Raw genomic sequence first — 23,708 nt, forward strand, 5'->3', positions numbered from 1 at the left:
AGTTTTTATTTCGGCTCGTCTACGCCACCAACTCCATCATCGGCACCACCCGCGCATACCCAGTCGTCCACCTCAGAAAGCTTGAATTTCCATAGGCGCCCCACACGATGCGCGGGCAACCCTCGATGCGCACGCCAGCGGTAAACAGTGTCTCTGGCCACACCCAAGTGCTGCGCGACCTGATCGACGGAAACCCATGGTTCAGCAGTCATAATGGCCATGCCTTCCAATTAAAAGCGTCTCAAGTAGCTTAAACTGGATGAAAGTCTAACAGGTCGACAAACTGCTGCACGGCGAGGAAAACATGGTCGGCTCCAACGCGGGATACACCAGCGTAGAGAAGCGCCCGGAACATGAAGGCCGGTAGGTGACCTGGCGATCACTACCCGCCGCAAGCTGAGTAAGCGCAGCGCGCTGTACAACGCCAAACGCAAGATCGAGAAGGCCAAGACGCAGGTACGCGCCAAGGTCTAGCACCCGTTCCGGGTGATCAAGCGCCAGCTCGGTTATGTGAAGACGTGCTTCCGTTGCCTAGTGAAGAACACGACGCAGTTGGTGACACTGTTCGCGCTGTCGAACCTATGGATGGCACACCGACATTTACTGGCGAATGCAGGCGCCACCCAAGGCGACCGGAGCTATCGTCACACCGATGACACCAGGGCGACGTAGTACTCAATCTAGTTAGTGAGCACAGGTTAGTGAGCTGGTTAGCGCTAAATCAGTTACCTGGGAATCGGTCTGTTAGGAAACGGGACCGCAAACCAAGGTCCGGTAGTGGACACCCTGCCTCGCAAAGTAGGGCGCCGATTCAGATGCTTTTCGAGGTTCGGGGCATCAGCCAGGTATCTATGGAAATGTGCATTTCCAGAACCAACGGCGAGAAGGAAAAAAGTCCGCATGGGACGCTGAGTGTCTTGGGAAGTGCTTATTCGATCAGCTTGGCCAGAAAAATATTGATCAAGAGGCAAGCAAACGAGGCGCAAGACAGGCCAATAGCCGGCATCGTGTATGCCAGCATGTATGCCTGTCGTTTTTCCACATAGAAAAAACCCTATAAAACATTGTGTTATACGTTCAGTTCAAAAGACCCCGGCAAATGCAAGTTTCCACATGTTCCAACATGACCGGAAAAACCCCTGAAAAGCCCGCCTAGTGCGGGCTTTCTTGTTTCCGCACACGCCTTGACGCCTACACAGCATTCCCCGCCGTGTATCCCCACATGTATCCCCCTGCAGCCAACGTGCGAATAGGTCTGCTCTTACTGAACAGGCTGGCATGCCCCCTCGGAGCTGGGTGAGGGGTGCCAGTTTTCGACCGTGGTGCTGGCCTTTGTCTGATCACGACCGCACAAATCGGGCGTTAATCGAACAGGCTTTCAGGCCATGACAGGCACGTAGCGACAGCCCGCCAGAGCCAATGCTGCAAGGCCTGGTACGCCCGAAACCGGTTCACGCAGCCTTCCACCTCTCCCCTCTGCACCTCCATGCAGCATTCGGCCAATTGACCAAACTAACCATTTGGTACATTTTTATTTCAAAGGCGTCTTGCGCCTGCAACAACCGCACAACAACAAACAAAGGTCATTGCAATGAATCACACCCTGCTGGTGCTCAACGGCCCGAATCTCAACATGCTGGGCACACGCGAGCCGGCGACCTACGGCCATGAAACCCTCGCCGACATCGGCCAGCTGTGCCAGCGCACGGCCAGCCAGCACGAGCTGAAACTGGAGTTTCGCCAGACCAACCACGAAGGCGAGCTGATTGACTGGATTAACCAGGCGCGCGGTCGCTGCGCCGGCATCGTGATCAACCCGGGGGCTTGGACCCACACTTCGGTGGCGATCCGCGATGCGTTGGTGGCCAGCGAGCTGCCGGTGATCGAGGTGCACCTGTCCAACGTGCACAAGCGCGAAACCTTCCGCCACCACTCGTTTGTTTCCGGCATTGCCCTCGGCGTGCTGTGCGGCTTCGGCAGCCACGGTTATCGCCTGGCCATCGAGCATTTCGCCCACCTGCTGAAAGCCTGACGCCATGCCCCAGACCACCCAGAAAGCCATCCTCGCCGGTTTGATTGGCGCCGGTATCCAGGCCTCGCGCACCCCCGCCCTGCATGAGCACGAAGGCGCTGCCCAGGGCATGCGCTACCTGTACCGGCTGATCGACCTGGACGCCCTCAAGCTGGACCTCAATGCCCTGCCCGAGTTGCTCAAGGGCGCCGAGCTGATGAGTTTCACCGGCCTCAACATCACCTTCCCCTGCAAGCAGGCGATCATCCCGCTGCTCGACGAGCTGTCGGACGAGGCGCGCGGCATCGGCGCGGTCAACACCGTGGTACTCAAGGATGGCAAGCGCGTGGGTCACAACACCGATTGCCTGGGCTTTGCCGAAGGTTTGCGGCGTGGCCTGGGCGATGTTGACCGGCGCCGCGTGGTGCAGATGGGCGCCGGTGGTGCCGGCGCCGCGGTGGCGCATGCCCTGCTCAGCGAAGGGGTCGAGCAACTGACGGTCTTCGAAGTCGACCCAAGCCGCGCCCAGGGCCTGGTGGACAACCTCAACGCCCACTTCGGCAACGGCCGCGCCCTGGTCGGTGTTGACCTGGCCGGCGCGGTGGCCGCCGCCGACGGCCTGGTCAACACCACCCCGGTGGGCATGGCCAAGCTGCCCGGCATGCCGCTGCCGGCCGCGTACCTGCACGCCGGCCTGTGGGTGGCGGAGATCATCTACTTCCCACTGGAAACCGAGCTGCTCAAACACGCCCGCGCCCTCGGCTGCCGCACCCTGGATGGCGGCACGATGGCGGTGTTCCAGGCGGTCAAGGCGTTCGAGCTGTTCAGCGGCGCGGTCGCCGATGCCGAGCGCATGCAGGCGCACTTTCACAGCATGAACGGCTGATGAATGCGGCCGTGGCGTCAACCGCCATGGCCCGCCGCCCAAGGCTGAAGATCAAGCCTGCAGGTAGCCCAGCACGGCCTCGCAGATCACCTGTTTGTGCCGCGCCTTGAGCGCCGCGTCTTCGGCCAGGTCGACCTGGAAGATATGGCTGAAAGTGTGCCGATTGGACACCCGGTAGAAACTGAACGAACTCATCAGCAGGTGTACGTCCACCGCCTGCAGGCCCGGACGAAACACGCCGCCGGCCTCGCCCCGGCGCAGGGTCTCGTCGAGTAGTTGCAGCACGTTCTGGCTCATCGCACGGATGGTGGAGGATTGCTTGACGTTCTCGCCGTAGTGGATGTTTTCGATGCAGACGATGCGCACGAAATCGACGTTGCGGTCGTGGTGGTCGAAGGTGAATTCCACCAGCCGGCGGATCGCCTCGCGCGGCTCCAGCTCGGCCAGGTGCAGGTGGCCTTCGGTGCGGCGGATATCGCCGTAGAGCTTCTCCAGCACCTCGACATACAGCTGTTCCTTGCTGCCGAAGTAGTAGTAGATCATCCGCTTGGAGGTCTTGGTGCGCTCGGCGATGGCATCGACCCGCGCGCCGGACAGGCCCTGGCTGACGAATTCGGCGATGGCCGCACGTAGGATGTCCTCGCGGGTTTTCTCCGGGTTGTTCTTGCGGCCCTTGCGCGGGACGTCGAGCGCAGGCTCGAGCAATTCGGTGGTCATTGTCATGGGCTCACGGCCAAGTCTGATGGCGCCGATTATGGCCGTGACGCCAGACCGAAGGAAGACGCCCGCGCCGCGGCGTGCACCCGGCTGGGCAGCCACCGGCGCAGCTGCCCGGCCCGGCACTCAGAGCCGGGCTTGGCGCGCCACTCCGCTGCGGCTCTTGGCCATGGCCGCCAGGCGCACCGCAACGTTGGCTGCGCCATAGCCGACGTAACCGTTCTTGCGCTGGATGATCTCGAAGAAGAAACGCTCGTCGAACGCCTCGGTGTATACGTGGAACAGCTCGCCGCCCTGGGCATCGCGGTCGTACAGCACGTTGTAGTAGGCCAGCTCGCTGAGGAACTCGTCGTCGAAGTCGAAGCGCGCGGCCAGGTCGTCGTAGTAGTTCAGCGGGATGTCCAGCAGCGGCACGCCGGCATCCTTGGCCCGGCTGACCTCGGCAAAGATGTCCGCACAGGAGAAGGCGATATGGTGCACGCCCGAACCCCGGTAGCTGGACAGCGCATGGGAAATCGCCGTGTTGCGGTTCTCCGAGACATTCAGCGGCAGGCGCACGCTGCTGCAGCGGCTGCGGATGGCGCGGCTCTTGACCAGGCCGTAAGGGTCCGGCAGCACCACTTCGTCGTCTGCCTCGAAGTCCAGCAGGCTCTTGTAGAACAGCACCCAGCTGTCCAGGCTGTCGGCCGGCAGGGCCATGGCCATATGGTCGATGCGTTGCAGGCCACCGCCGGCAGCGGCCTGGCTGTCGAGCATGAAGTCGCTGTCGTAGATGGTGCGGCCCGGCTCGGCGGGTTCCACCAGGTAGATCAGGCTGCCGTCCGGCGCACGCACGGCCGGGATCTCGCGTTCGTTAGGGCCGACCAGGCCACGGTAGGGCTGGCCCTTGAAGGCGCGCGCGCGCTCCAGGGCCGCGGCGCCGTCCTTGACCCGCAGGGCGGTGGCACACAGCGACGGGCCGTGGGCCTCGAAGAAGCTGTGGGCAAAGGAATACGGTTCGGCATTCAGCACGATCTTGATATCGCCCTGGCTGAGCAGACTGACAGCCTTGGAGCGGTGCTGGCCGCTACGGGCAAAGCCCAGGCGCTCCAGCCAGCCGGCCAGCTTGGCGCCTTGGGCCTCGTCCACGGCGAATTCGAGGAACTCCACGCCGTCGTAGCGACTGGCCGGCTGTGGGGCGAACAGCAGCTGCGGATCAGCCGGCAGGGCCGCTTCCTTCTCCAGGCGCTGGCGGGTTTTCTCCTCCAGATACAGCAACGAGCGCAGGCCGTCGGCAGCATTGGCCCGTGGCGGCGCGGCGCGGAAGCCGTCGTTGAAGATCTCCAGCGACAGCGGGCCGTTGTAGCCGCTCTTGAGGATGGGCGCGAGGAAGCCGGCCAGGTCGAACTCGCCCTGCCCCGGGAAGCAGCGGAAGTGCCGGCTCCACTCCAGCACGTCCATGGCCAGGAGCGGCGCGTCGGCCATCTGCACGAAGAAGATCTTGTCGCCGGGAATCTCGGCAATACCCTGGGGATCGCCCTTGAGCGACAGGGTATGGAAGCTGTCCAGCAGCACGCCGAGGGCCGGATGATCAGCCTGGCGCACGAGGTTCCACACCTGCTGCCAGGTGTTCACATGGCGCCCCCAGGCCAGGGCCTCGTAGCCGATGCGCAGGTTGCGAGCGCCGGCGCGCTCGGCCAGCAGGCGCAGGTCGTCGACCAGGATGGCCTCGTCGCCGAGGGAGTCGGCCGCCACGTTGCTGCACACCAGCACCAGGTCGGTGCCCAGCTCCTGCATCAGGTCGAACTTGCGCTCGGCGCGGTCGAGGTTCTTCGCCAGGCGGTCGCGGCGGCAACCTTCGAAGTCACGGAACGGCTGGAACAGGGTGATGGCGATGCCCAGATCGGCGCACATCTGCCGCACATCGCGCGGGCTGCCGGCGTAGTAGAGCAAGTCGTTCTCGAAGATTTCCACGCCGTCGAAACCGGCAGCAGCAATGGCTTCGAGTTTTTCCGGCAGGGTACCGCTAAGGGAAACGGTGGCAATCGAACGCTGCATGCTTCAGCTCCTGTTGGGTGGTGTGCACCACCGGCGGCGGTGCACTCGAAGCCTCTGCAGCAGCTTGCCCAGGACAGGTTGGCAGGCACACGAAGCGGATGCAGGTCAGGCTGAAATGATTATTCGCGCGGGCGTTTCCTAGGGCAAACTAAAGTGTACGAACCAGTTAGTTTTACGTTCGATTATCGAACAAAAGGCCGTTTATCGAATTGACGCTTTTTCGATCAGTGCGCAACATCGTTCTCACGTTGCCATCGCCGCAGGCCAACTTGCCTTGCCAGCATCTGTCGGTGAAATGCAGCAGCCACCCAAGCAATGCCATAACAATTTCAAGAATCAGGTAACTGTCCATGCGCCCAAGCAACGCTCACCCAGCCCACGCCCCCACTCGCCATCCCTCGTCTGCGCAGCCCAGAGCGCACGCAGCCGGCGCCTGAAGCGCCCGGCAGTTCGCAACCAGCAGGCCCAGCTCGCGCGCCCTCACCTGGCGGACAGATTCCACCGAGGTTGAGGCAACTGCTTTCCCGAGCCGGACCAGAACGCGTCAAAGTCACGACTGCGGGTATCGCCCATGCAGTCTTTGATCGGATGGCCACACTCATGATCCATGCGCAAAGCTCCTCCGCCACCGCACAGGTCGCCGCCTCCCAGGGCGGTATCGGCAGCAAGATTCGCGGCGCCTTCGCCGTCGGCAAGACCCGCTGGGGCATGCTCGCCCTGGTGTTCTTCGCCACCACCCTGAACTACATCGACCGCGCCGCACTGGGCATCATGCAGCCGATCCTGGCCAAGGAAATGAGCTGGACGGCGATGGACTACGCCAACATCAACTTCTGGTTCCAGGTCGGCTATGCCGTCGGCTTCCTGTTGCAGGGCCGCTTCATCGACAAGGTTGGTGTGAAGCGCGCCTTCTTCCTGGCCGTGCTGTGCTGGAGCCTGGCCACCGGCGCCCACGGGCTGGCCACCTCGGCAGTCGGCTTCATGCTCTGCCGCTTCATCCTCGGCCTGACCGAGGCCGCCAACTACCCCGCCTGCGTGAAGACCACACGGACCTGGTTCCCGGCGGGCGAGCGGGCGATTGCCGCCGGCATCTTCAACGCCGGCACCAACGTCGGCGCCATGCTGACCCCGGCGCTGCTGCCGCTGATCCTCACGGTCTGGGGCTGGCAGGCGGCCTTTATCGCCATGGGCCTGCTGGGTTGCGTCTGGCTGGTGTTCTGGGCACTCAACTACTTCAACCCGGAAGAGCACCCCACGGTCAAACAGAGCGAGCTGGACTACATCAACCAGGAAGCCGAGCCGGAAGCAGCCAAGGTACCGCTCAGCGCCATCCTGCGCATGCGCGGCACCTGGGCGTTTGCCGTGGCCTTCTCGATGACCGCGCCAGTGTTCTGGTTCTACCTGTACTGGCTGCCGCCGTTCCTCAACCAGCAGTACAACCTGGGCATCAGCGTCACCCAGATGGGCATTCCGCTGATCCTGATCTGGCTGACCGCCGACTTCGGCAGCATCGGTGGCGGCATCCTCTCGTCCTGGCTGATCGGCCGCGGCATGCGCGCCACCTCGGCTCGCCTGCTGTCGATGCTGGCCTTCGCCTGCACCATCGTCGGCGTGGTGTTTGCCGCCAACGCTAGCAACCTGTGGGTCGCGGTACTGGCGATTTCCCTGGCCGTCGGCGCGCACCAGGCCTGGACGGCCAACATCTGGAGCCTGGTGATGGACTACACGCCCAAGCACATGATGAGCACGGTGTTCGGTTTCGGCGGCATGTGTGCGGCGATCGGCGGCATGTTCATGACCCAGATCGTCGGCCACGTGCTGACCGCCACCAACAACAACTATGCCGTGCTGTTCACCCTGATCCCGACCATGTACTTCCTCGCACTCACCTGGTTGTACTTCATGGCCCCGCGCAAGCTCGGCGCGTAATCCCCGGGAGGCCTGCGACAGGCCTCCTGCCCGGCCCCCACGCTCACCGACCTGCAGCACGCAGACCGGGCCTTGCCCGCCCTGGAAAACAACAATATCGAGGCACGATCGACCATGAAGCACCTGCGCAACCGCACCCTGTTTGCCGCCCCGCTAAGCCTGGCAGTAGGCCTGGCCGCCCTGCCCGCTGTCGCCGAAGGCGGTTTCAGCGAAGACGCCAAGGTCAGCCTGAATCTGCGCAACTTCTACATGAACCGGAATTTCGTCGGCGACTCGGCGCAGAACTACGCCGAGGAATGGACGCAGAACTTCATCCTCGACGCCCGCTCCGGCTACACCCAGGGCACCGTCGGCTTCGGCCTCGACGTGCTCGGCCTGTACTCGCTCAAGCTCGATGGCGGCCGCGGCACCGCCGGCACCCAGTTGCTGCCGGTGCACGACAGCGGTCCGGCCGACGATTTCGGCCGCCTGGCCGTGGCCGGCAAGCTGAAGCTGTCCAATACCGAACTGAAAATCGGCGAGTGGATGCCGGTGCTGCCGATCCTGCGTTCCGACGACGGCCGTTCGCTGCCGCAGACCTTCCGGGGCGGCCAGCTCACCTCCCAGGAAATTACCGGCCTGACTCTTTATGGCGGCCAGTTCGACGGCAACAGCCCGCGTGACGACGGCAGCCTGGAAGACCTGTCGATGAACGGCAAAACCGCCTTCACTTCCGACGAATTCAACTTCGCCGGCGGCGAATACACCTTCAACGACAAGCGCACCCTGGTCGGCGTCTGGTACGCCGAGCTGGCTGACATCTACCAGCAGCAGTTCTTCAACCTGGTACACAGCCAGCCGCTGGGCAACTGGGTACTCGGTGCCAACCTGGGCTACTTCACTGGCCGGGAAAACGGCAGCGCGCGGGCTGGCGAACTGGACAACCAGACGGTCTACGGCCTGCTCTCGGCCAAGACCGGCAACCACACCCTCTATGTCGGCCTGCAGCAGCTCAGCGGCGACGATGCCTGGATGCGCGTCAACGGCACCAGCGGCGGCACCCTGGCCAACGACAGCTACAACAGCAGCTACGACAACGCCGAGGAACGCTCCTGGCAACTGCGCTACGACTACAACTTGATCGGCTGGAACCTGCCGGGCATGACCCTGATGACGCGCTATATCAGTGGCGACAATGTGCACAGCGGCAGCGTGACCGATGGCAAGGAGTGGGGCCGTGAATCAGAACTGGCCTATGTGGTGCAAAGCGGCGCCTTGAAGAGCCTGTCGCTCAAGTGGCGCAACTCGACCCTGCGCCGCGACTGGGAAGGCAGCAAGAGCTTCGACGAGAACCGTCTGATCATCAGCTACCCCTTCTCGCTGCTGTGAAACCCGCCGGCGGCCAAGTGCAGCCATTGCCTTCGGCCGCCCCTCAACGCCCTCCCGCTCAGAGCGCCTCGATGCGGTTGCGGCCATTTTCCTTGGCCCGGTACAAAGCCCGGTCGACGCGCTCCAGCATGCTGTGCAAGCCTTCCTCCGCGAGAAACTGGGTGACACCGAAGCTGGCCGTCCTGCGGCAGACGGTGTCGAAGTCGAAGCCGTTGATGCGCTGCTGCAACGTGCGGGCCGCCGCCTGCGCCTGCTGCTCATTGGCCTCCGGCAGGACGATCAGGAACTCCTCGCCCCCCAGGCGACCAACCTTGTCGACTGACCTGACGTTGTCGCGCAACAACGCCGCGAACTGCCGCAAAACCGTATCGCCGACGGTATGCCCATGCGTGTCGTTGACACTCTTGAAGTGGTCGATGTCGATCAGGATCAGGGAGAACGGCGTGCCGTAACGGTTGGCCCGGGCGACTTCCTCGGCAAAGAACTGGTCGATCCGGGCGCGGTTCCACAGCCCGGTCAGGCCATCGATGCTGGCACTCAGGGCCAGGCGGCTCTGGTTGAGGAACATGGTCTTGTGGGCTTTCTCCAGCACGAAGGCACTGAGAAAGCCAAAGGACACGCACGCCAGAATCCACACCAGATGAAGGCGCTGAACCCCAGGTTCCAGGGAGCTGCCCAGCGTGACCGCGAGGATCAGCAGCACCGAAATGGACGCCGTCAGCGTAGCCTGACGCAGCGCCAGACCCGAAACGGTGAAGGTCCACATGAGGTTCAGGTAGATCTCGGGGACGTAGTAGGCGAAATCGCCCTGCTGGCTGTTGAAATACAGGTTCGCGGCTACCGCACCGATGGGGGCTGTGCTCAACAGCCACAACATCGGTCGATACCAGGCGCTGTAAAAGCTCATCACGCCAACGGCCAGCAGCGCGGCAGACACCAGAACACCGTGTACGAAGAGTCGCAGCCCTTGCTGCTCGCCGGCCACATTCTGCTCCGTGGCGGCATAGATCAGGTACAGCACGGTCGTCAGGAACGCGACATAGCGGATCTGCGGAACCCTGGCCTGCCGGTACCAGGCGACGAACTCCTCGCGGGCCGTTTCCGGAATCCCGTACAGCGGATCCAATAAGCGTTTCAGCGTACTGATCAACGTCACCACCGCCCCTGTCAAATGGCCATCATGCTACAGGATACGACGTTGTGCATTGCCGGATGTAGGGGCCTGGAGGCCATTTTTGCTTGGCTTCGGTCTGGGGCTGGGTAGGAAATCCAATAGCGCGATGACGGCCGCAGCGGCCCTCGTGATGCAATGCCCTCTCGACCGCTCGCCCCCAGGCAGCTGGCCTATCCCTCGCCAGGCCTGCGCAAGCGTTAGGCAGCACTGCCCTGGCTGTGAGCGGTGAACCCTATGCAACACATAGCCGGAGCATGGCTCTTATGCCCGAGTTAAGGGCCACGTCACCCGGCTCAGAAGCTCGACCTGGCGCTGGGCTCCGGCTCGGAATGATGAACCCGACAACCCTTGCGGTTGCGGATTTCCTCGTCGCTGGGACGCTGGGGGTCAAACTCGAATTGGCCGTCGTCGTAGAGCACCAGATAGCCCCAGTCGAGGTGCATTTCTTCTTCGCCCGGCAGGGGTGGCTTGGCCCACCAGGGCTCGCGGCTGACGATCGTTCTCATAGGGCGGTTCCCAGGCAGCAACGCGGTGTCTGACACCTATACCCTAGATTCTTCTGCCCAACTGTCATCTGCCATGCAGCCCACTAGCGAGCGCCACACAGTTCCAGCTTGCGACGGCGCACCAGGGTCTTGGCCACGGTCTGACAAATCGGCGCGCCGGTGAACGTGGGCAGCTCGCGGTACAGCCACTGGCTGGTATCGCCCTGGCAAGTGACTTCGCCGGCCTCCAGCTTGATGTCACGCACCAGCTCGCGAATCGCGCTGTGCAGGCAGGCCTTGGACTGCATGGCCTCGCGCTCGATGGCTCGGTTGACCACCAACTCGCCGCCCCGGTGCAGGGTCAGCAGCAGCTTGCCGTCCGGACGCGGCTTGATAGCTACCTGGTAATCGGAAAATTCAGTCGACAGCTCTTGGTTCAGATTGTTCATCAGGCCACGCTCCCTTAGTTAGAGCAGTAACCATTGCAGTGCCTGTGCCAGCCACCGAATAAAAATATCCCCTTATATTTCAATATCTTGGAATAATCACCTGCCCATCGACGTGTGCAGAATGCACGATGCGGCTTAGGGGCATTGCAAGCTGCACGCCGCTCTGCCGGCATCAGATGGTAAATGCCACACAACAAAAGGCCCCGTGAACCAACTGGTTCCGGGGCCCCGGATAAAGCGCCCGTGACTTACGCCAGCTCGGGCACCTTGGCGATGACCGGCAGCTTCAGATAACGCCGGACGTCCGAATCCGACTTCAGGCTATCGTCGAGCAACTCGACGACGAACGCCAAGCCGATACCACCGAACAGTCCCACCACCAGCACACCGATCAGCACCAGCCAGAGCTTCGGGCTGACCGGGCGATTGTTCACCGCCCCCCAGTTGACCACCGAGACGTTGCCGATCTTGGCCGCTGCCTGGGCCGAGAGGTAACGGGTTTCCTCGGTTTTCTCCAGATACAGCTGGCGTGAGTCGCGCAGTACATCGAGCTGCTGAACCAGCCGCTTGTACTCGGCCTCGTGGGAGTTGAGGTCATTCAGCCGCGCCAGCGTCTCGCGCTCCAGTTGCGTCCAGTTTTCCAGGGCCTGGCGCGTCCCGGCAAGCAGGGCATCGCTTTGCAGCAGGTCGTCACGCAGGCGCGCATGCAGCGGGTTGATGCCTTTCTCGGAGGAGGAATAGCGCTGGGTCTCCTGGCTCTTCAGCATGCGCTGGACCACCGCCATTTCCTCGCGCACCGAACGCAGGCGGGGGTCGGTAGGCGAGAAGCGCTCGACGATATCGGCCTCCTTGCGTTGCAGGTCGGCAAGCTGCTTGTTCATCTCGCTGATGGAGAAGTTGTTGGCCGACTCGGCGCCGGACAACTGAGCCGTAGCCGGCACCGACGCGAGCTGCTGCCTGAGCACCTGGTTCTGCCGGTCGGCCTGACCGACCGAGACCTGCAGCCCGTCGATATTCTTGCGGATATCACCCAGGCGCTCCATCTGCTGGCTACGCTGCTTGTCCACATCGACGATCTGCTTCTCCGAACGGAAGGTGTCCACGGCCTTCTCGGTGGCAGCCAACTGCGTATCGAGCTGGCTCAGTTGATCGGTGAAGAAGCCCGCCTGCTCGCGCTGGTAGATGCGTACCCGCTCGCTGAGGTATTGCCGGACCAGGGTGTTGACGCCCAGGGCAGCAGACTCGGGCACCTTGCTGCGCAGGGAAACCTCGATGATGTTCGAGCTCTTGATCGCCTCGGCATCGAGATCCTTGAGGAAGCGGTTGATGGCCTGCGCTTCCAGCGTGCGATCCGATGACAACGGAAAAAAGTAGTCCTCAAGGCCTGTGTACACACTTTTCGCCATCTGCACCCAGCCTTTGGGGGCGTACCACGGATGGTTGATGTCGATCCCTGGGAACAGGCGCTGCGGCGTCGCTTCCGCGACTACTTTCTGCGCCAGATCGACGCTGGTGAGAATGCTCGACTCGGAGTGCAGCTGCTCCTCGCGAACCACCGACATCATCGGCGTGCGGAACTGGCTGGAGGGCAGCGCCGGCATGTAGATGTCTTCCTGGCCGATACGCACCAGCAGGCGCGCGGTGGATTCGTAGGTCGGCGACACCAGCTTGAGGCCGGCATAGCCACCCACGACGGCGGCCAGGAAGAAGCAGCCAACCACGAGTTTGCGCTTGAACAGGATATTGAGAATGTCGCGGATGGTCATTGAGCGTTCACCTGCTTGGCTTTATTGCGAAATACATCAGCGGCGGGCCGCTTGCTACCGTCGGCGCGGTACAACCCGAAGGTGCCAATACCGTCAGGCGAGGGATAGTCCTCAAGGGAGAACCAGTAGATGCGTTGCACGTTGGCGGCGAGATCGCCACGCACACCTTTACCATAAGGTGCACTGCCCAACTGCTGCTGAATGAAGTCGAGGGTGGCAGTGAGGCGCTGGGCCTGCTCCTTGTCGGTCACCCCCAAACGGTGATCGGCGACGAAGTAGCCCATCTCCGTGACCCAGATCGGCTTATCGGCATAGCCCTTGAGGTTCATCATCAGTTGCAGGTTGAACACTTTGCCCATATAGCCTGGATCGTCGTGACTCCCCACCACGCCAAGGGCAGCGTAGTCGCCATCGTCGCCATCCATCTCATCGGGGTCGCGTATGCCATCCCACCAATCGAAGAGATAGGGATGCACAGCCATGATGTCGAAGGTTTCGCCGTACTGCGGGTCTGCCTCCCATAGTTGCCAGAAGAAGATCAGGTCGGGCTTGGACAAACCGGCATGCACCAGCTTGACCTTGTCCCGTAGCCCGGCAGTCTCCTGCTGCACCACGCGCATCAGTTTGACGAAGGCGGCCGCATCGGGTTTCGGCCCCCAGAAGTTCTTGATGTTCGGCTCGTTCCACACCTGCCAGTAGACAATCGGCGTGAACGGTACCTGGGCATCACCTCCCGGGCCATAGCGCTGGATGGACGCCTTGAGAAAGCGCGCGTAGTCGGCAAACGCCTCATCCGCCGGCGCCATTTCATAGACCTCGTCGGGTTTTGACTCGGTACGCAGCGCCCACTTCGGCGCGTAGTGGACGATCGGCAGCAGTTCGATCTTCTCCGCCTTGGCCACCCGCACCAGCGTATCGAGCGACTGCCAGTTATAGGTGCCGCGCGTCGACTCGACCTGGCGCCACTCCCAGTCCAGGCGCACCTGGTTCACGCCAACCGCCTTGGCCTGCTTGAAGCGCTTACGCAGGCTGGCTTCATCGCCCGGCCCCCACATGGAGTTGATCCCCAGGGAGAGAGGCTCAGCCCGTACCAGCGGCACGCTCAGCAGCAGGCAAAGCAACACCAGCCCGCGCAGCAAACCGCGCTGTAGATGGAGCGAGAAACACGCACTCATCAATTGTCTCCGTCGTCATTCTCTTCAATGATGTAGTTGACCCCGAAGCCGAGTTGTACACCTTTGAACAGCACCAGATCGGTAATGTACTGCTGCACCCAGCGGTTACCGTTGGCGATCGGCGAACGCGGGATATAGATAATGTCTGATGGGGTGAGCGCTACCTGAGTATCCGGACGACCGGCAGCGATAGCCTTGTCACTCAGGTCCAGGTGGTAAGGCATCGGCTCGCCGTTCTTGCCTTTGCGGATCAGCACGATGGACTCCATGCTGGCCGTCGGCAGCGTGCCACCGGCACGGTAGATCGCCTGCATTACCGACATGCCGCCATCCAGCGGAATGACCTGCGGCACCGCTACTTCACCGCCGACGTAGGCGCGGAATCCCTTGAATGAGCGCACGATCACCGAGATCGACGGATCCTTGAGGTGTGCCGCATATTTCTGCGTGAGCAGGTCATCGACCGCCTTGGGTGTCAGGCCGGCCACCTTGATTTCGTCGATCAGCTGCATGCTGATGTAACCGTCCGGGCGCACCTTCACCTGGTCGTTGAGTTCCTGGGTGTAGAAGAACTTGATGTCCAGGTCATCACCCGGACGAATGCGGTACTCCAGCTCAGGTACCACGCCGTCGCCATCCATCAGCGGCAACCCATCGGGGCCCGGCATGTGATCGACCTTGATCGACGTGCATCCCCCCAGCAGCAGAGCGCCCAACAGCGCTGCACCTCGCACCCAACCCTTTGCCCGCATACGCGAATATCCTCTCGCCAAGAAAACCATGTGTTGTTGTCCGCGCGGGCTCACAGCCAGCGGTAGAGCCATTCCGGGATGAAGTTCAAGGTCCGGTTGAGTACCAGCCCCAGCAGTTTGCCGCCGCTTTCTTCCAGACGATTGGCCACGTACTGGGCGACTTGTCGGCGCGTCTTGTTGGCTTCGGCCACCAGCACCACACCATCCATGCAGCTGGCGGCGATCATCGACACCGGCGACAGGGTCGGCGGCGGCATGTCCCACAGCACCAGCGCGAAGCGCTCGTGCAGGTGCGCGAACATCGCCTGGGTCTCGTCGTTACCGATCCCAAACAGGTGCAGGCAGGTGTTCAGCGACAGGTTTACCTTGGCCACCGCATGCCCCGGCACGCAGAGACGCTCCAGATCGCCATCGAGCACCTCGCCGTCGCCAGCACCGGCACTGACCTCGACCACCAGGATCTGGCCGAAGGCTGCTGCCAGCTCTTCCGCGGCCTGCTCGGCGATGAAGCTGGTGCCGACCTTGCGCGCCACACCGACGATCATCAGTTGATTGAGTTGACGCTCACGGGCTTCTCGCAAAACCCGCGCCATCAGTTCCTGCATCGGCAGCGACAGACGGCGGTCTTCACCGAGCAGATGCAGAGGTGCCTGTGGATTGACTGCGTTCATAGACGATTTCCTGATTCCCTACGCCTTGGAAAGGCGCTTACCAATTTCGATGACCGGTTTCTCGAGCAAAATATGGGTCAGCATCCCGACTGCGACGATGGTCAGTCCACACAGGATTATTGCGACCCAGGCCAGCCCGTCAGACAGGTGCAAATGCGGATAGAGCTTGCCGAACAGGGCGAGTACGAAGGGGTGGCTGAGGTAGGTCGAGTACGACGCATCACCGAACTGCACCATCCAGTCGCGCCTCTTCCACTGGCGCCCGGCATCGCGCTGGCTCTTCTCGAGGTTGAGCAAGGCCAGCAATAGCATGCCGTAGGCAAAGCCAAACGACAGGACTCGGGCAGGCAGCTCCTCATTGATCAGGCCCGACTCGGCGTAGCGCATGCCGAGCCCAAGGAACATGGCGCACAGCAGCAGCGGCAGCTTCCAGCCAAGCACTTGAGCCTGGGTCCAGAAGCGGTAGATGAACGCACCGATGGTGAACTGAATCATGTACAGCGAGAGGATGTGGAAGTCCCAGAACTGTATGCCGGCATGCTGTTGCAGGAGCCACTTGCCCAGGGCCAGCACGCTCAGGGTCAGCATCACACCGTACAGCCATTGCACCGGTAGAAAACGAGCAACCAGGAACACCGTGGCGTAGAACACCAGTTCATGCTCGACCGTCCAACCGACGAACAGCAACGGCAACCCGGCCTGCGGCAGCATCAGCAGCGAACGCGCGATCGAGCCCCAGTCATGCACCCCTGAGCCCATGGTCATGGCCGGGTTGTACAGCCACAGCCCCAGCACCAGGCTGGTGAAGAACACGTACATCGGGAAAATCCGGAAGAACCGGCTGAGCAGCCAGCGCCGCGGTTCAAAGCGCGTGGTAAAGGTGATGTACGACATGATGAAGCCGCTGATCACAAAAAACAGATCCGGCGCCGAATACCCGACCAGAGCCGAATAGGTGGTGTGCACGTGCTCCCAGCCCGGCAGCTTGCGGGCGATGTCCTCGACGTGGAACACCAGCACCATCAGCACCGCCAGCCCACGCAGGCGCTGCACGCTGAGCAATTCGCCCTTGTGCACCACGGGGGTGGCCAGGGCCCGACTGTAGATACCGACGAATTCGCGCAAAATCGCTGTCATGTGCGTGCCAGCAGCAAAAGCTGCGCCTCCCTTTTAACGGTGTTGATGGAAATTTCACTGAAACTGATAGCGCGACACATCCCGCTCGGGCAGTCCCAGAAACGGCACGCGCCGCTCAGTTGGACGACCTGGCTGCAGAACAACCGCGAACCGACGCGCCCAAAGCTGGACTGCAGTTTCCTTGCACCTCGACGCATCATGAGAGCAACTCCTTGGCCATCAGACCTGGCTGGGTGTGCTGCGGGGTAACGCGTCGGTAGAGCTGTTGCAAGGTATCGATATGGCCACCCCGGGTATGACGCTCGGCCACCAGGGCACGGGCTGCCTGCCCCAGGGCGGCTAATGACTCGGCCTGATCGAGCGCACGCTGCAAGCCAGCCGCCATGCCTGCGACAGAAACACTGGCGGTCAGGTAACCGGTGCGCCCGTCCAGTACGTAATCGGGAATCCCGCCCACGGGGAACGCCAGCACCGGGGTTTCGAACGACATGGCCTCGATGCCCACCAGCGGACCCGGGTCATCCCAGACCGAGGGCAGTACGAACAGATCGGCACGGCGGTAATAGTCGGCAAGCTGTTCCTGGGGCAGCCACTCGATGAATTCGATGCGCTCGGCAATGCCATGACGCTCGGCCAGTGCCTTGGCTACCGACAACCGTGGCCCGGAGGAAATCGCGGTGAAGTGCCAGGCGCCACGCAGCTGGGCAAGCGCCTTGACCAGCACCTCCAGGCCCTTGCCTTTTACCGCCTGGCCAGTGAACAGCAGGCGCAGGGGACGCTCATGTCCGGGCAGCCCCGGTGCCTTCGGCGCCCCCAGCGACGTGCGCCCCAATGCCTGCTGGTCGAAGCGACTGAAATAGGGCACCACGTTGACGTCCGGCTCGGCGAAGCCATTCAACAGCAGCACCCGACGCATGTGCTGGCTGCCCACCACCGACGCCGAAAATTCTTGGTAAACGGCACGCTCCGCCAGCTTGGCGGGCAAGTCCTGCAAACCCGGCAAGCGTCCACCTGGGCGCGGCGCGCCAATCAGGCAGCCTTGCAGTGCACAGCTCCACCCCAGCGGGCGGGTGCAGCGATCCCCGGGAAATCGCCGGCGGCCACGGCGCAGGCACATCGAGGTGTAGTCGTGAAAAGAACGCAGCAGCGGCACGCCCAGGCTCGGCAGGGCCTGCAACAGGGGCAATACGCTACACAGATGCAGGTGCAGCAGGTCTGGCTGCCAGTCACGCAATATCTGCACGGCGCCCAGCAACTCGTAGGGCTGTTGGAAACCATTGGCGGTCAGCGCTAGCAGCTCCACGCCGCGGCAATCGAGAAACTCCGGCACCTCGCCACCGCCATGGGCCAGGCCCACGGTTTCGCCGCGCTCAGCCAGGGCCCGGGCTAGCTCCAGCACGTAGTTGGGCAGGCCGCCGATCGTCAGGGTCTCCACCAGCAGCAGGATTCTCATGCCCGCACCTCCGGCTCGCTCGCCTTGAGGCCAACGGCGTCGGCGCGGGCGTCACTGATACCCAGGCCAAGCAACAGCACCAACAGGAAATGCATGTTCTGCAACAGCAGCATGTCCACCGAGGCAAACACCATGTAGGCCGCGAGGGTGCCAATGGCCGCCAGGGTGAAGACCGCCGCGTCGTCACCACAGCGCTCGCGCCAGCGCCTGGCCAGGTGCCGCGCCACCGTCAGCAGGAATGCCAGATAACCGAGCAGGCCAACCAGCCCGGTATCAGCGAGAATTTCCAGATAAGTGTTATGGGCATGTAGCGATGGATAGCCGAGATCAACGTTGAGGGTTACGCCGCGGGCAAAGAACTCGTCACGGAAATTGCCCAAGCCGACGCCGAACAACGGGTTGTCCTTGAACACATCGATGACCACACCCCAGATGATCAGACGGTCGAGCACCGCCTCCGGGCGACCGGGCACCAGGTCGGCAATGGTGCCATCCCAGTTCGGCAACATGGCAATGGTCAACACCCCAGCCAGGGCCGCCAGCACGCCCAGCATCACCAGCCAGCGCAGCAGGCGGGGGCGGATCACCACCAGCATCACCAGCACCAGCGCCAGGGCGCCCAGCAGGCCGCCACGCGACTTGGTCGCCGCCAGCCCGCCCAGACACACCAGCAGGCAGAGTCCCGCCAGCAGGCGCAGCCCCGGACGCGGCGAGATGAACAGGTGCGCGATGGCCACGCTCATACTCATCACCAGGTACATCGCCAGGCCCTGGGCACCGCCAAAAGAACTGCCGGCACGGCCAGAGATATCAAAGGTATGGCGGATCTGCGCCATGTCACCTTCGGGGATCGGTACCGGGATACCCAGCATGCCGGTCAGCCGCGTGCCATTGCTGGCCAGTTCGTAGAGACCATCGATGGCGAACAGGCACGGCACCAGTAGCATGGTCAGGGCGGCGAAACGCCAAAACGCTGGCTGCGGACGGAAGATCATCAGCAGCACCGGCAGCACCATGAACCATTCGACGATGCGCAGGATCTGCTTGAGGCTGTTGCCCTGAGCAATCGAGCCGATCTGCGCCAGGCAGGTGGCAATCAGGAACGGCGTGATGGCCCACACCAGCAGTGGCACGCGCCACCGCCCCAGATGCGGCGCCTGCTCGCGCTGCAGCATGAACGGCCAGAGCAGGCACCAGAGCACCAGCAAACCGTCAGTGGCATTCAACGGCAGGCCAGCAAAGGTCTTCTGGATCGGAATGGCTAGGCTGATGACAAACGGCACCATCAGCAGTTGCGGCTGCTTGCTCAGTGCCAGCGCCGCGCCCAGCCCCACACCCAGCGCCATGCCTGGCAGCGGATAGAGGGTGGTCAGCAATGCCAACAGAAAACCGAGCGGCAGCGCCAGCAGTACGCCACGCCCCGTGACATCCGAGCGCTGCAACAACGAATTAAACGCCATGCCCGGACACCTCCGGGCCAAATGGATTCAAGGCGATCACCTGGAAGTTTGAGCGCAGCACTGCCAGCGAAGCGGTGCGCCGCTGCGGCGACAGGCAATGCACAGCGGGCCGCACGCTGGCCGCCAGCATCGCCAGGTCGGTGAGCAACTTGAGCAGGCACACCTCCCACAGCGCACGGTGCTTGCGGTACAAGCGATAGCGGCTGCGCCGCAACTCGTAACGCATGCGCAACGCCGTGGCACTCAACTGCGGCGTAGCACGCTGGCCACTCGGCGCACGCCCGGAAGACTTGCCACCGTGATGCAGCACGCGCACCTCAGGCAGCAGCCACAACTGCCAGCCTTGCTGGCGGATACGCACGCACCAGTCGACGTCCTCGTCGTACATGAAGAAGCCGTCATCGAGCAGGCCGACATCACGCAGCAAGGCACCTCGCAGCATCATGCAGGCGCCATGCAGGCGCTCCATCGCCACCGGTGCCTGCTGGCCTTGCGCCGGGTACTGCGGGCCATGCAGCGCACGACGTACCATCTCCGTCAGGCTCGGGAAGCGGCAGGGGTAATCCTGATCCTCGCCATCGTCGGCATTCACTACCCGCGCACTGACCGCGCCGACCTGCGGATTGTCCTGCAAGGCACGCAGCAGGCCATCCAGCGTGCCCGCCTCCACCAATGCGTCGCTGTTGAGCAGCAACACGTAATCGCTGCTGCACTCGCGTAGCGCCAGGTTATTGCCGGCAGCGAAGCCCAGGTTGGCACCGGCGTCGATCAGGCGTACATCGGTGTGAGCCGCACCAATACGCACCAGGCTGTCATCGCCCGAGGCGTTGTCGACCACCACCACCTCGAGCGCGGCAAGGCTGGGGGCGAAGCGCTTCAACGAGTCGATGCACTCGATGACCAATTGCGGCGTCTTGTAGTTGACGATGGAAACACAGAGGGACGTCATCGGCTGGCGTCCTTTTCCAGGCGTAACCGCTGGCCCAGGGCTAGGCAATAATCACGCAACTGCGCGGCCTCGATGCCGTGAATGTCGTATGCCTGAGCCGTAGCGGACAGGTCCAGCCAGAAGGGGTCGTGCTCACGCAGGTTGCTGACCAGCAACTCGCCTTCGCCGTAGCCCTGGATCAGCCATTGGGCGATACGCCCGGTCGCCGTCCCCTGCCCGGCGCCCAGATTGAATAGGCCCGGCCGAGGCGCCGCAGCAATGCGGGGCAGCCAGGCAGCGAGAGACTCCACCGGCAGGAAATCACGTTCGATGAAGGGGCTCATATCCAGCACGATGCGCCCTTGCTCGCTGAGGCTGCGCGAGGCCATGGCGAAGAAACTCTGGCGCCCGCCACCCAGCTCATAACCACAGACATTACTCAGGCGCAGCACCGTCAGGCGCGGGCCGAGCAGGCCTCGCAGCGCCTGCTCGCTCTGCCACTTGGCCGCGCCATAGAGGTTGATCGGCTGCGGTGACAGTGCTTCATGCAGGCGACCGTCCGCGGCGGCGGGGCCATAGACCATGCGCGAGCTGAGCATCAGGTAATTGATCTGTGGATAGTCGCGCAGCCGCTCGGCCAGTTGCAGGTCGATATCACGCGCCACACTGTAGGGCTCGCGCTTGAGAACAGGATCGAAAGCACAATTGATCAGGCAGTCGACCCCATCCAACCAGGCGTCTTCGGCCAGGGCGGTGCGCCAGTCGAGAAAGCGCCAGCTCGCAGTGTCCGCCCGCGCCTGCAGCGCCCGGCCAATGAAACTGCTGGCACCGACCACCGCCACCGTCATGATTCACTCCAGAAAAACGCGTGCATGCTCAAACGTCGCCGCCAACTTATCGGCAGATGCTGGTAGCGCTGCCCCAGGGCGAAACCGAAGTATTTGCCCAGCGTACGCAGCGCGATCCTGCATATTTCAGCCAGGGCGCTCTGCCGCCAGGCGACGGCCAGTTCGGCGCGAACAAAACGCAAGCCCTCGCCCGAAGCAGCCAGGCGCACGCGACGCAACTCGTCGTCCATGGCCATCAGCGTGCCGATATCGAAATAGCGTTTGAGCTCCTGGAGCACGCTGTAGTCATGGCTGTGCACCGCCATGGCCAGCGGTTGATAGCAGCGGGCATAGCCGTGTTGAAGCAGGCGCAGTGCTACTGCCATGTCCTCGCCCAGCGGCAGCTTTTCGGGAAATCCACCAACGGCCTCCAACGCACTCCGGCGGTAAGCCGAGAAGGAGTTGGAGCAGAACACAGCCTTGATCCCACGCACTGGCAAATCCGCCAGCGTGGTTCGATCGGGCTGTGCCGAATAATTGAATTCGCGCGCGAAGCGCTCGGACAAGGTCGCCTCGGCACGTGGCAGTTGCCGACCATAGACCAGCGCCACCTGCTCGTCGGCGAAAGGTTGCAGCAGTTGCGCCAGCCAATCCTCGCCACGGGGACAAGCGTCCTGCGTCAGGTAGACCAGAAACTCGCTATCGGCACACAACTGCAGCGCCAGGTTACGGGTCTTGCCGTGCCCGAAATCGCTGCGTTCGATGCCATGCACCTGATGCCCGGCCGCTGCCGCGAGGGCAACAGTCTGGTCGCGCGACGCGGAATCGATGAACAACACCCGCTGCGGTGCCCACGGCAATGCGGCGATGGCTGCCAGCAGCGCCGGCAGGTAGCGCTGGGCGTCGAGGGTGAGAATCACCACGCTGGTCCGTGCGATCGGATCAAAAGGCATTCTTGCCTCCGAAGCCGCCCAGCACGGTCTTGGTGACGATCCACAGGTCGAGCTCGACAGACCAGTTCTGGATGTACTGGATATCGTAGGAAAAGCGCTCGGTCAGGTGCTCTTCGGTAAAAGTGTTGCCACGCAGGCCGTTGACCTGTGCCCAGCCGGTTATGCCGGGGCGCACCTTGTAGCGCTCGACGAAATCCACCACCACCGCTTCGTAGATCCGATCACCAGCCTTCACCCCAGGCGGATGCGGACGCGGCCCGACCACCGACATATGCCCCAGCAGTACATTGAGGAACTGCGGGAACTCATCGAGGCTGCTGCGCCGCAGAAAATCACCGACGCGAGTGACCCGGCTGTCGCCTCGGGCAGTAAGACGAATCTCCTTGTTCGCCCCATCGGGGTCGAAGCTCATGCTACGAAACTTGTAGATGCCGAACAGCTGGTTGCGCAGGCCATAGCGCTGTTGCCGGAACAGTACCGGCCCTGGCGACTCGAGTTTGATTGCGGTGGCGATCAGCAAACCGAACGGCAGGAACGCCAGCAAGGCACAGGCCGAAAAGCCGATATCGAAAAGCCGCTTGAGCAAGCGCCCTTCGACCGGCAGACGGTTCATGCCCAACAGCATCATCTTGTGCGGCCCCTGCTTCGGCCAACCGGCAAAAGCGTGGCGCAGCACAGGCACCTCCGGCGCCAGATACACACTGCCCAGGCGCGCGCGCAGCAGAGACGCCAGCTCGTTGACCCGCTCACCAGCACTGTTCGGCAGCGCGATCACCACGCCATCGATATCGCGCGGCAACTCTTCCAACTGCGAGGTGTTACCCAGCAGTGGCACAGGCAGACTGGCAGGATCGATACGCGACTGGCGGTCTTCGATAAACCCGATGACCTCGATATTCGGCTCGCTGAGCGCCATGTGCTGGGCAATCGCCACACCCTGCTCGCCGGCGCCGACAATGACCAGACGCGTCTTATGATCCCAGCTGCGGACCAGGCGCTCCAGCAGCAAACGGCCGCCCAGCGACATCACAGCCACCAGCAGGAAGAGCCCCAGCAGAAACAGCGGCGGCAACCCATGCTGCCCGGCCAGCAGCACCAGCACCTGCAGCACGGCAATCGCCACGCCCGCATTGAGCAGTGAACTCACCGCTTTCAGGGCGCGCTCAACATGCGGCTGGCACAAACCACCGTAGACGCGTACCGGCATCAAACCGGCAAACAGGGTGAGAAATACCGCCCACAGCTGCAGGTCTGCCGCCGCTTCCGCCTGTACGGCAAGCGCATAGACATAGAGCACCGCGACTGCCAGGAAACTGCAGAGCGCATGCACCAGCCGCAGCAACAACAGCTCTACGCCGGAAAGGGCCGCCGCATCGAAGCGCCGCACACCTTTCGGGCGAGCCATGCCGCTACCAGGCAAACGCCGCACTCGCTCCTGCCGGGCTACCTCTATTGCCCCACTCGGATCCATCGTTGTCATCTCCCGAGTCACTCCGATCCCTGGAAAACCATTCGCACCTGAACCCCAGC

21 protein-coding genes and 1 pseudogene are annotated in these 23,708 nt (G+C 62.8%); 5 read left to right on the forward strand and 17 right to left on the reverse strand.

Going from position 1 to position 23,708, the window contains the following annotated elements; genetic code table 11:
• Positions 1-5: 5 nt before the first annotated feature.
• Positions 6-221 (reverse strand): helix-turn-helix domain-containing protein, encoded by a 216-nt coding sequence (locus H3H51_RS00705; protein ID WP_456237007.1) that lies wholly within the window; start codon positions 219-221, stop codon positions 6-8.
• Between the two features lie 50 nt (positions 222-271).
• Here H3H51_RS00705 and H3H51_RS00710 point away from each other — a divergent pair.
• The 3 genes and pseudogenes from H3H51_RS00710 to H3H51_RS00720 form a co-directional block, all read left to right on the forward strand.
• Positions 272-672 (forward strand): annotated as a pseudogene (locus H3H51_RS00710) (transposase); the annotation flags it as partial.
• A gap of 919 nt (positions 673-1,591) precedes the next feature.
• Positions 1,592-2,032, forward strand: coding sequence for a type II 3-dehydroquinate dehydratase (aroQ, locus tag H3H51_RS00715; protein WP_183087099.1), 441 nt, complete (start codon positions 1,592-1,594; stop codon positions 2,030-2,032).
• 4 nt (positions 2,033-2,036) lie between these two features.
• Positions 2,037-2,897, forward strand: coding sequence for a shikimate dehydrogenase (locus tag H3H51_RS00720; protein ID WP_183087100.1), 861 nt, complete (start codon positions 2,037-2,039; stop codon positions 2,895-2,897).
• A gap of 51 nt (positions 2,898-2,948) precedes the next feature.
• Here H3H51_RS00720 and H3H51_RS00725 read toward each other — a convergent pair whose 3' ends face one another.
• Positions 2,949-3,620, reverse strand: coding sequence for a TetR/AcrR family transcriptional regulator (locus H3H51_RS00725; RefSeq protein ID WP_183087101.1), 672 nt, complete (start codon positions 3,618-3,620; stop codon positions 2,949-2,951).
• 120 nt (positions 3,621-3,740) lie between these two features.
• Positions 3,741-5,651, reverse strand: a complete 1,911-nt coding sequence (gene quiC / locus H3H51_RS00730) for a 3-dehydroshikimate dehydratase QuiC (protein ID WP_183087102.1) — start codon at positions 5,649-5,651, stop codon at positions 3,741-3,743.
• A gap of 600 nt (positions 5,652-6,251) precedes the next feature.
• Here quiC and H3H51_RS00735 point away from each other — a divergent pair.
• Together H3H51_RS00735 and H3H51_RS00740 are read left to right on the forward strand one after the other, a co-directional pair.
• Positions 6,252-7,580 carry an MFS transporter gene (locus tag H3H51_RS00735; protein WP_183087103.1) on the forward strand — a complete coding sequence of 443 codons (1,329 nt, stop codon included), beginning with the start codon at positions 6,252-6,254 and terminating at the stop codon, positions 7,578-7,580.
• A 114-nt stretch (positions 7,581-7,694) separates the two neighbouring features.
• Positions 7,695-8,948, forward strand: a complete 1,254-nt coding sequence (locus tag H3H51_RS00740) for an OprD family porin (protein WP_183087104.1) — start codon at positions 7,695-7,697, stop codon at positions 8,946-8,948.
• A 58-nt stretch (positions 8,949-9,006) separates the two neighbouring features.
• Here H3H51_RS00740 and H3H51_RS00745 read toward each other — a convergent pair whose 3' ends face one another.
• From H3H51_RS00745 to H3H51_RS00810, 14 genes are all read right to left on the reverse strand, one after another.
• On the reverse strand, positions 9,007-10,104 hold the full coding sequence (locus tag H3H51_RS00745; RefSeq protein WP_328803623.1) for a GGDEF domain-containing protein: 1,098 nt from the start codon (positions 10,102-10,104) through the stop codon (positions 9,007-9,009).
• A 311-nt stretch (positions 10,105-10,415) separates the two neighbouring features.
• Positions 10,416-10,628: a hypothetical protein gene (locus H3H51_RS00750; protein ID WP_183087105.1), complete on the reverse strand. Its 213-nt coding sequence runs from the start codon at positions 10,626-10,628 to the stop codon at positions 10,416-10,418.
• A gap of 83 nt (positions 10,629-10,711) precedes the next feature.
• Positions 10,712-11,056 carry a DUF3509 domain-containing protein gene (locus H3H51_RS00755; protein WP_183087106.1) on the reverse strand — a complete coding sequence of 115 codons (345 nt, stop codon included), beginning with the start codon at positions 11,054-11,056 and terminating at the stop codon, positions 10,712-10,714.
• Between the two features lie 248 nt (positions 11,057-11,304).
• On the reverse strand, positions 11,305-12,822 hold the full coding sequence (locus H3H51_RS00760) for a GumC family protein (protein ID WP_183087107.1): 1,518 nt from the start codon (positions 12,820-12,822) through the stop codon (positions 11,305-11,307).
• The gene (locus tag H3H51_RS00765; RefSeq protein WP_183087108.1) at positions 12,819-13,997 is read right to left on the reverse strand and encodes a glycoside hydrolase 5 family protein; all 1,179 of its coding nucleotides are present in this window, start codon (positions 13,995-13,997) and stop codon (positions 12,819-12,821) included. The genes H3H51_RS00760 and H3H51_RS00765 overlap by 4 nt, the downstream gene beginning before the upstream one ends.
• Positions 13,997-14,713 (reverse strand): polysaccharide biosynthesis/export family protein, encoded by a 717-nt coding sequence (locus H3H51_RS00770; protein ID WP_183087109.1) that lies wholly within the window; start codon positions 14,711-14,713, stop codon positions 13,997-13,999. Before H3H51_RS00770 ends, H3H51_RS00765 begins: the two co-directional genes overlap by 1 nt.
• An 86-nt stretch (positions 14,714-14,799) precedes the next feature.
• Positions 14,800-15,420, reverse strand: a complete 621-nt coding sequence (locus H3H51_RS00775; RefSeq protein WP_183087110.1) for a P-loop NTPase family protein — start codon at positions 15,418-15,420, stop codon at positions 14,800-14,802.
• Positions 15,421-15,438: 18 nt separating this feature from the next.
• Positions 15,439-16,557: an acyltransferase family protein gene (locus tag H3H51_RS00780; protein ID WP_183087111.1), complete on the reverse strand. Its 1,119-nt coding sequence runs from the start codon at positions 16,555-16,557 to the stop codon at positions 15,439-15,441.
• A gap of 196 nt (positions 16,558-16,753) precedes the next feature.
• A complete protein-coding gene (locus H3H51_RS00785) occupies positions 16,754-18,010 on the reverse strand; it encodes a glycosyltransferase family 4 protein (RefSeq protein ID WP_183087112.1) in 1,257 nt (418 codons plus the stop codon).
• On the reverse strand, positions 18,007-19,470 hold the full coding sequence (locus H3H51_RS00790) for an O-antigen ligase family protein (protein ID WP_183087113.1): 1,464 nt from the start codon (positions 19,468-19,470) through the stop codon (positions 18,007-18,009). Before H3H51_RS00790 ends, H3H51_RS00785 begins: the two co-directional genes overlap by 4 nt.
• The gene (locus tag H3H51_RS00795; RefSeq protein ID WP_183087114.1) at positions 19,460-20,419 is read right to left on the reverse strand and encodes a glycosyltransferase family 2 protein; all 960 of its coding nucleotides are present in this window, start codon (positions 20,417-20,419) and stop codon (positions 19,460-19,462) included. Before H3H51_RS00795 ends, H3H51_RS00790 begins: the two co-directional genes overlap by 11 nt.
• A complete protein-coding gene (locus H3H51_RS00800; RefSeq protein ID WP_183087115.1) occupies positions 20,416-21,246 on the reverse strand; it encodes an NAD-dependent epimerase/dehydratase family protein in 831 nt (276 codons plus the stop codon). The genes H3H51_RS00795 and H3H51_RS00800 overlap by 4 nt, the downstream gene beginning before the upstream one ends.
• Positions 21,243-22,178: a glycosyltransferase family 2 protein gene (locus H3H51_RS00805; RefSeq protein WP_183087116.1), complete on the reverse strand. Its 936-nt coding sequence runs from the start codon at positions 22,176-22,178 to the stop codon at positions 21,243-21,245. The genes H3H51_RS00800 and H3H51_RS00805 overlap by 4 nt, the downstream gene beginning before the upstream one ends.
• On the reverse strand, positions 22,168-23,583 hold the full coding sequence (locus H3H51_RS00810) for an exopolysaccharide biosynthesis polyprenyl glycosylphosphotransferase (protein WP_183087117.1): 1,416 nt from the start codon (positions 23,581-23,583) through the stop codon (positions 22,168-22,170). Before H3H51_RS00810 ends, H3H51_RS00805 begins: the two co-directional genes overlap by 11 nt.
• Positions 23,584-23,708 lie beyond the last annotated feature (125 nt).

This window comes from Aquipseudomonas ullengensis (genome assembly GCF_014174475.1).
GTDB classification, from domain to species: Bacteria; Pseudomonadota; Gammaproteobacteria; order Pseudomonadales; family Pseudomonadaceae; genus Aquipseudomonas; species Aquipseudomonas ullengensis.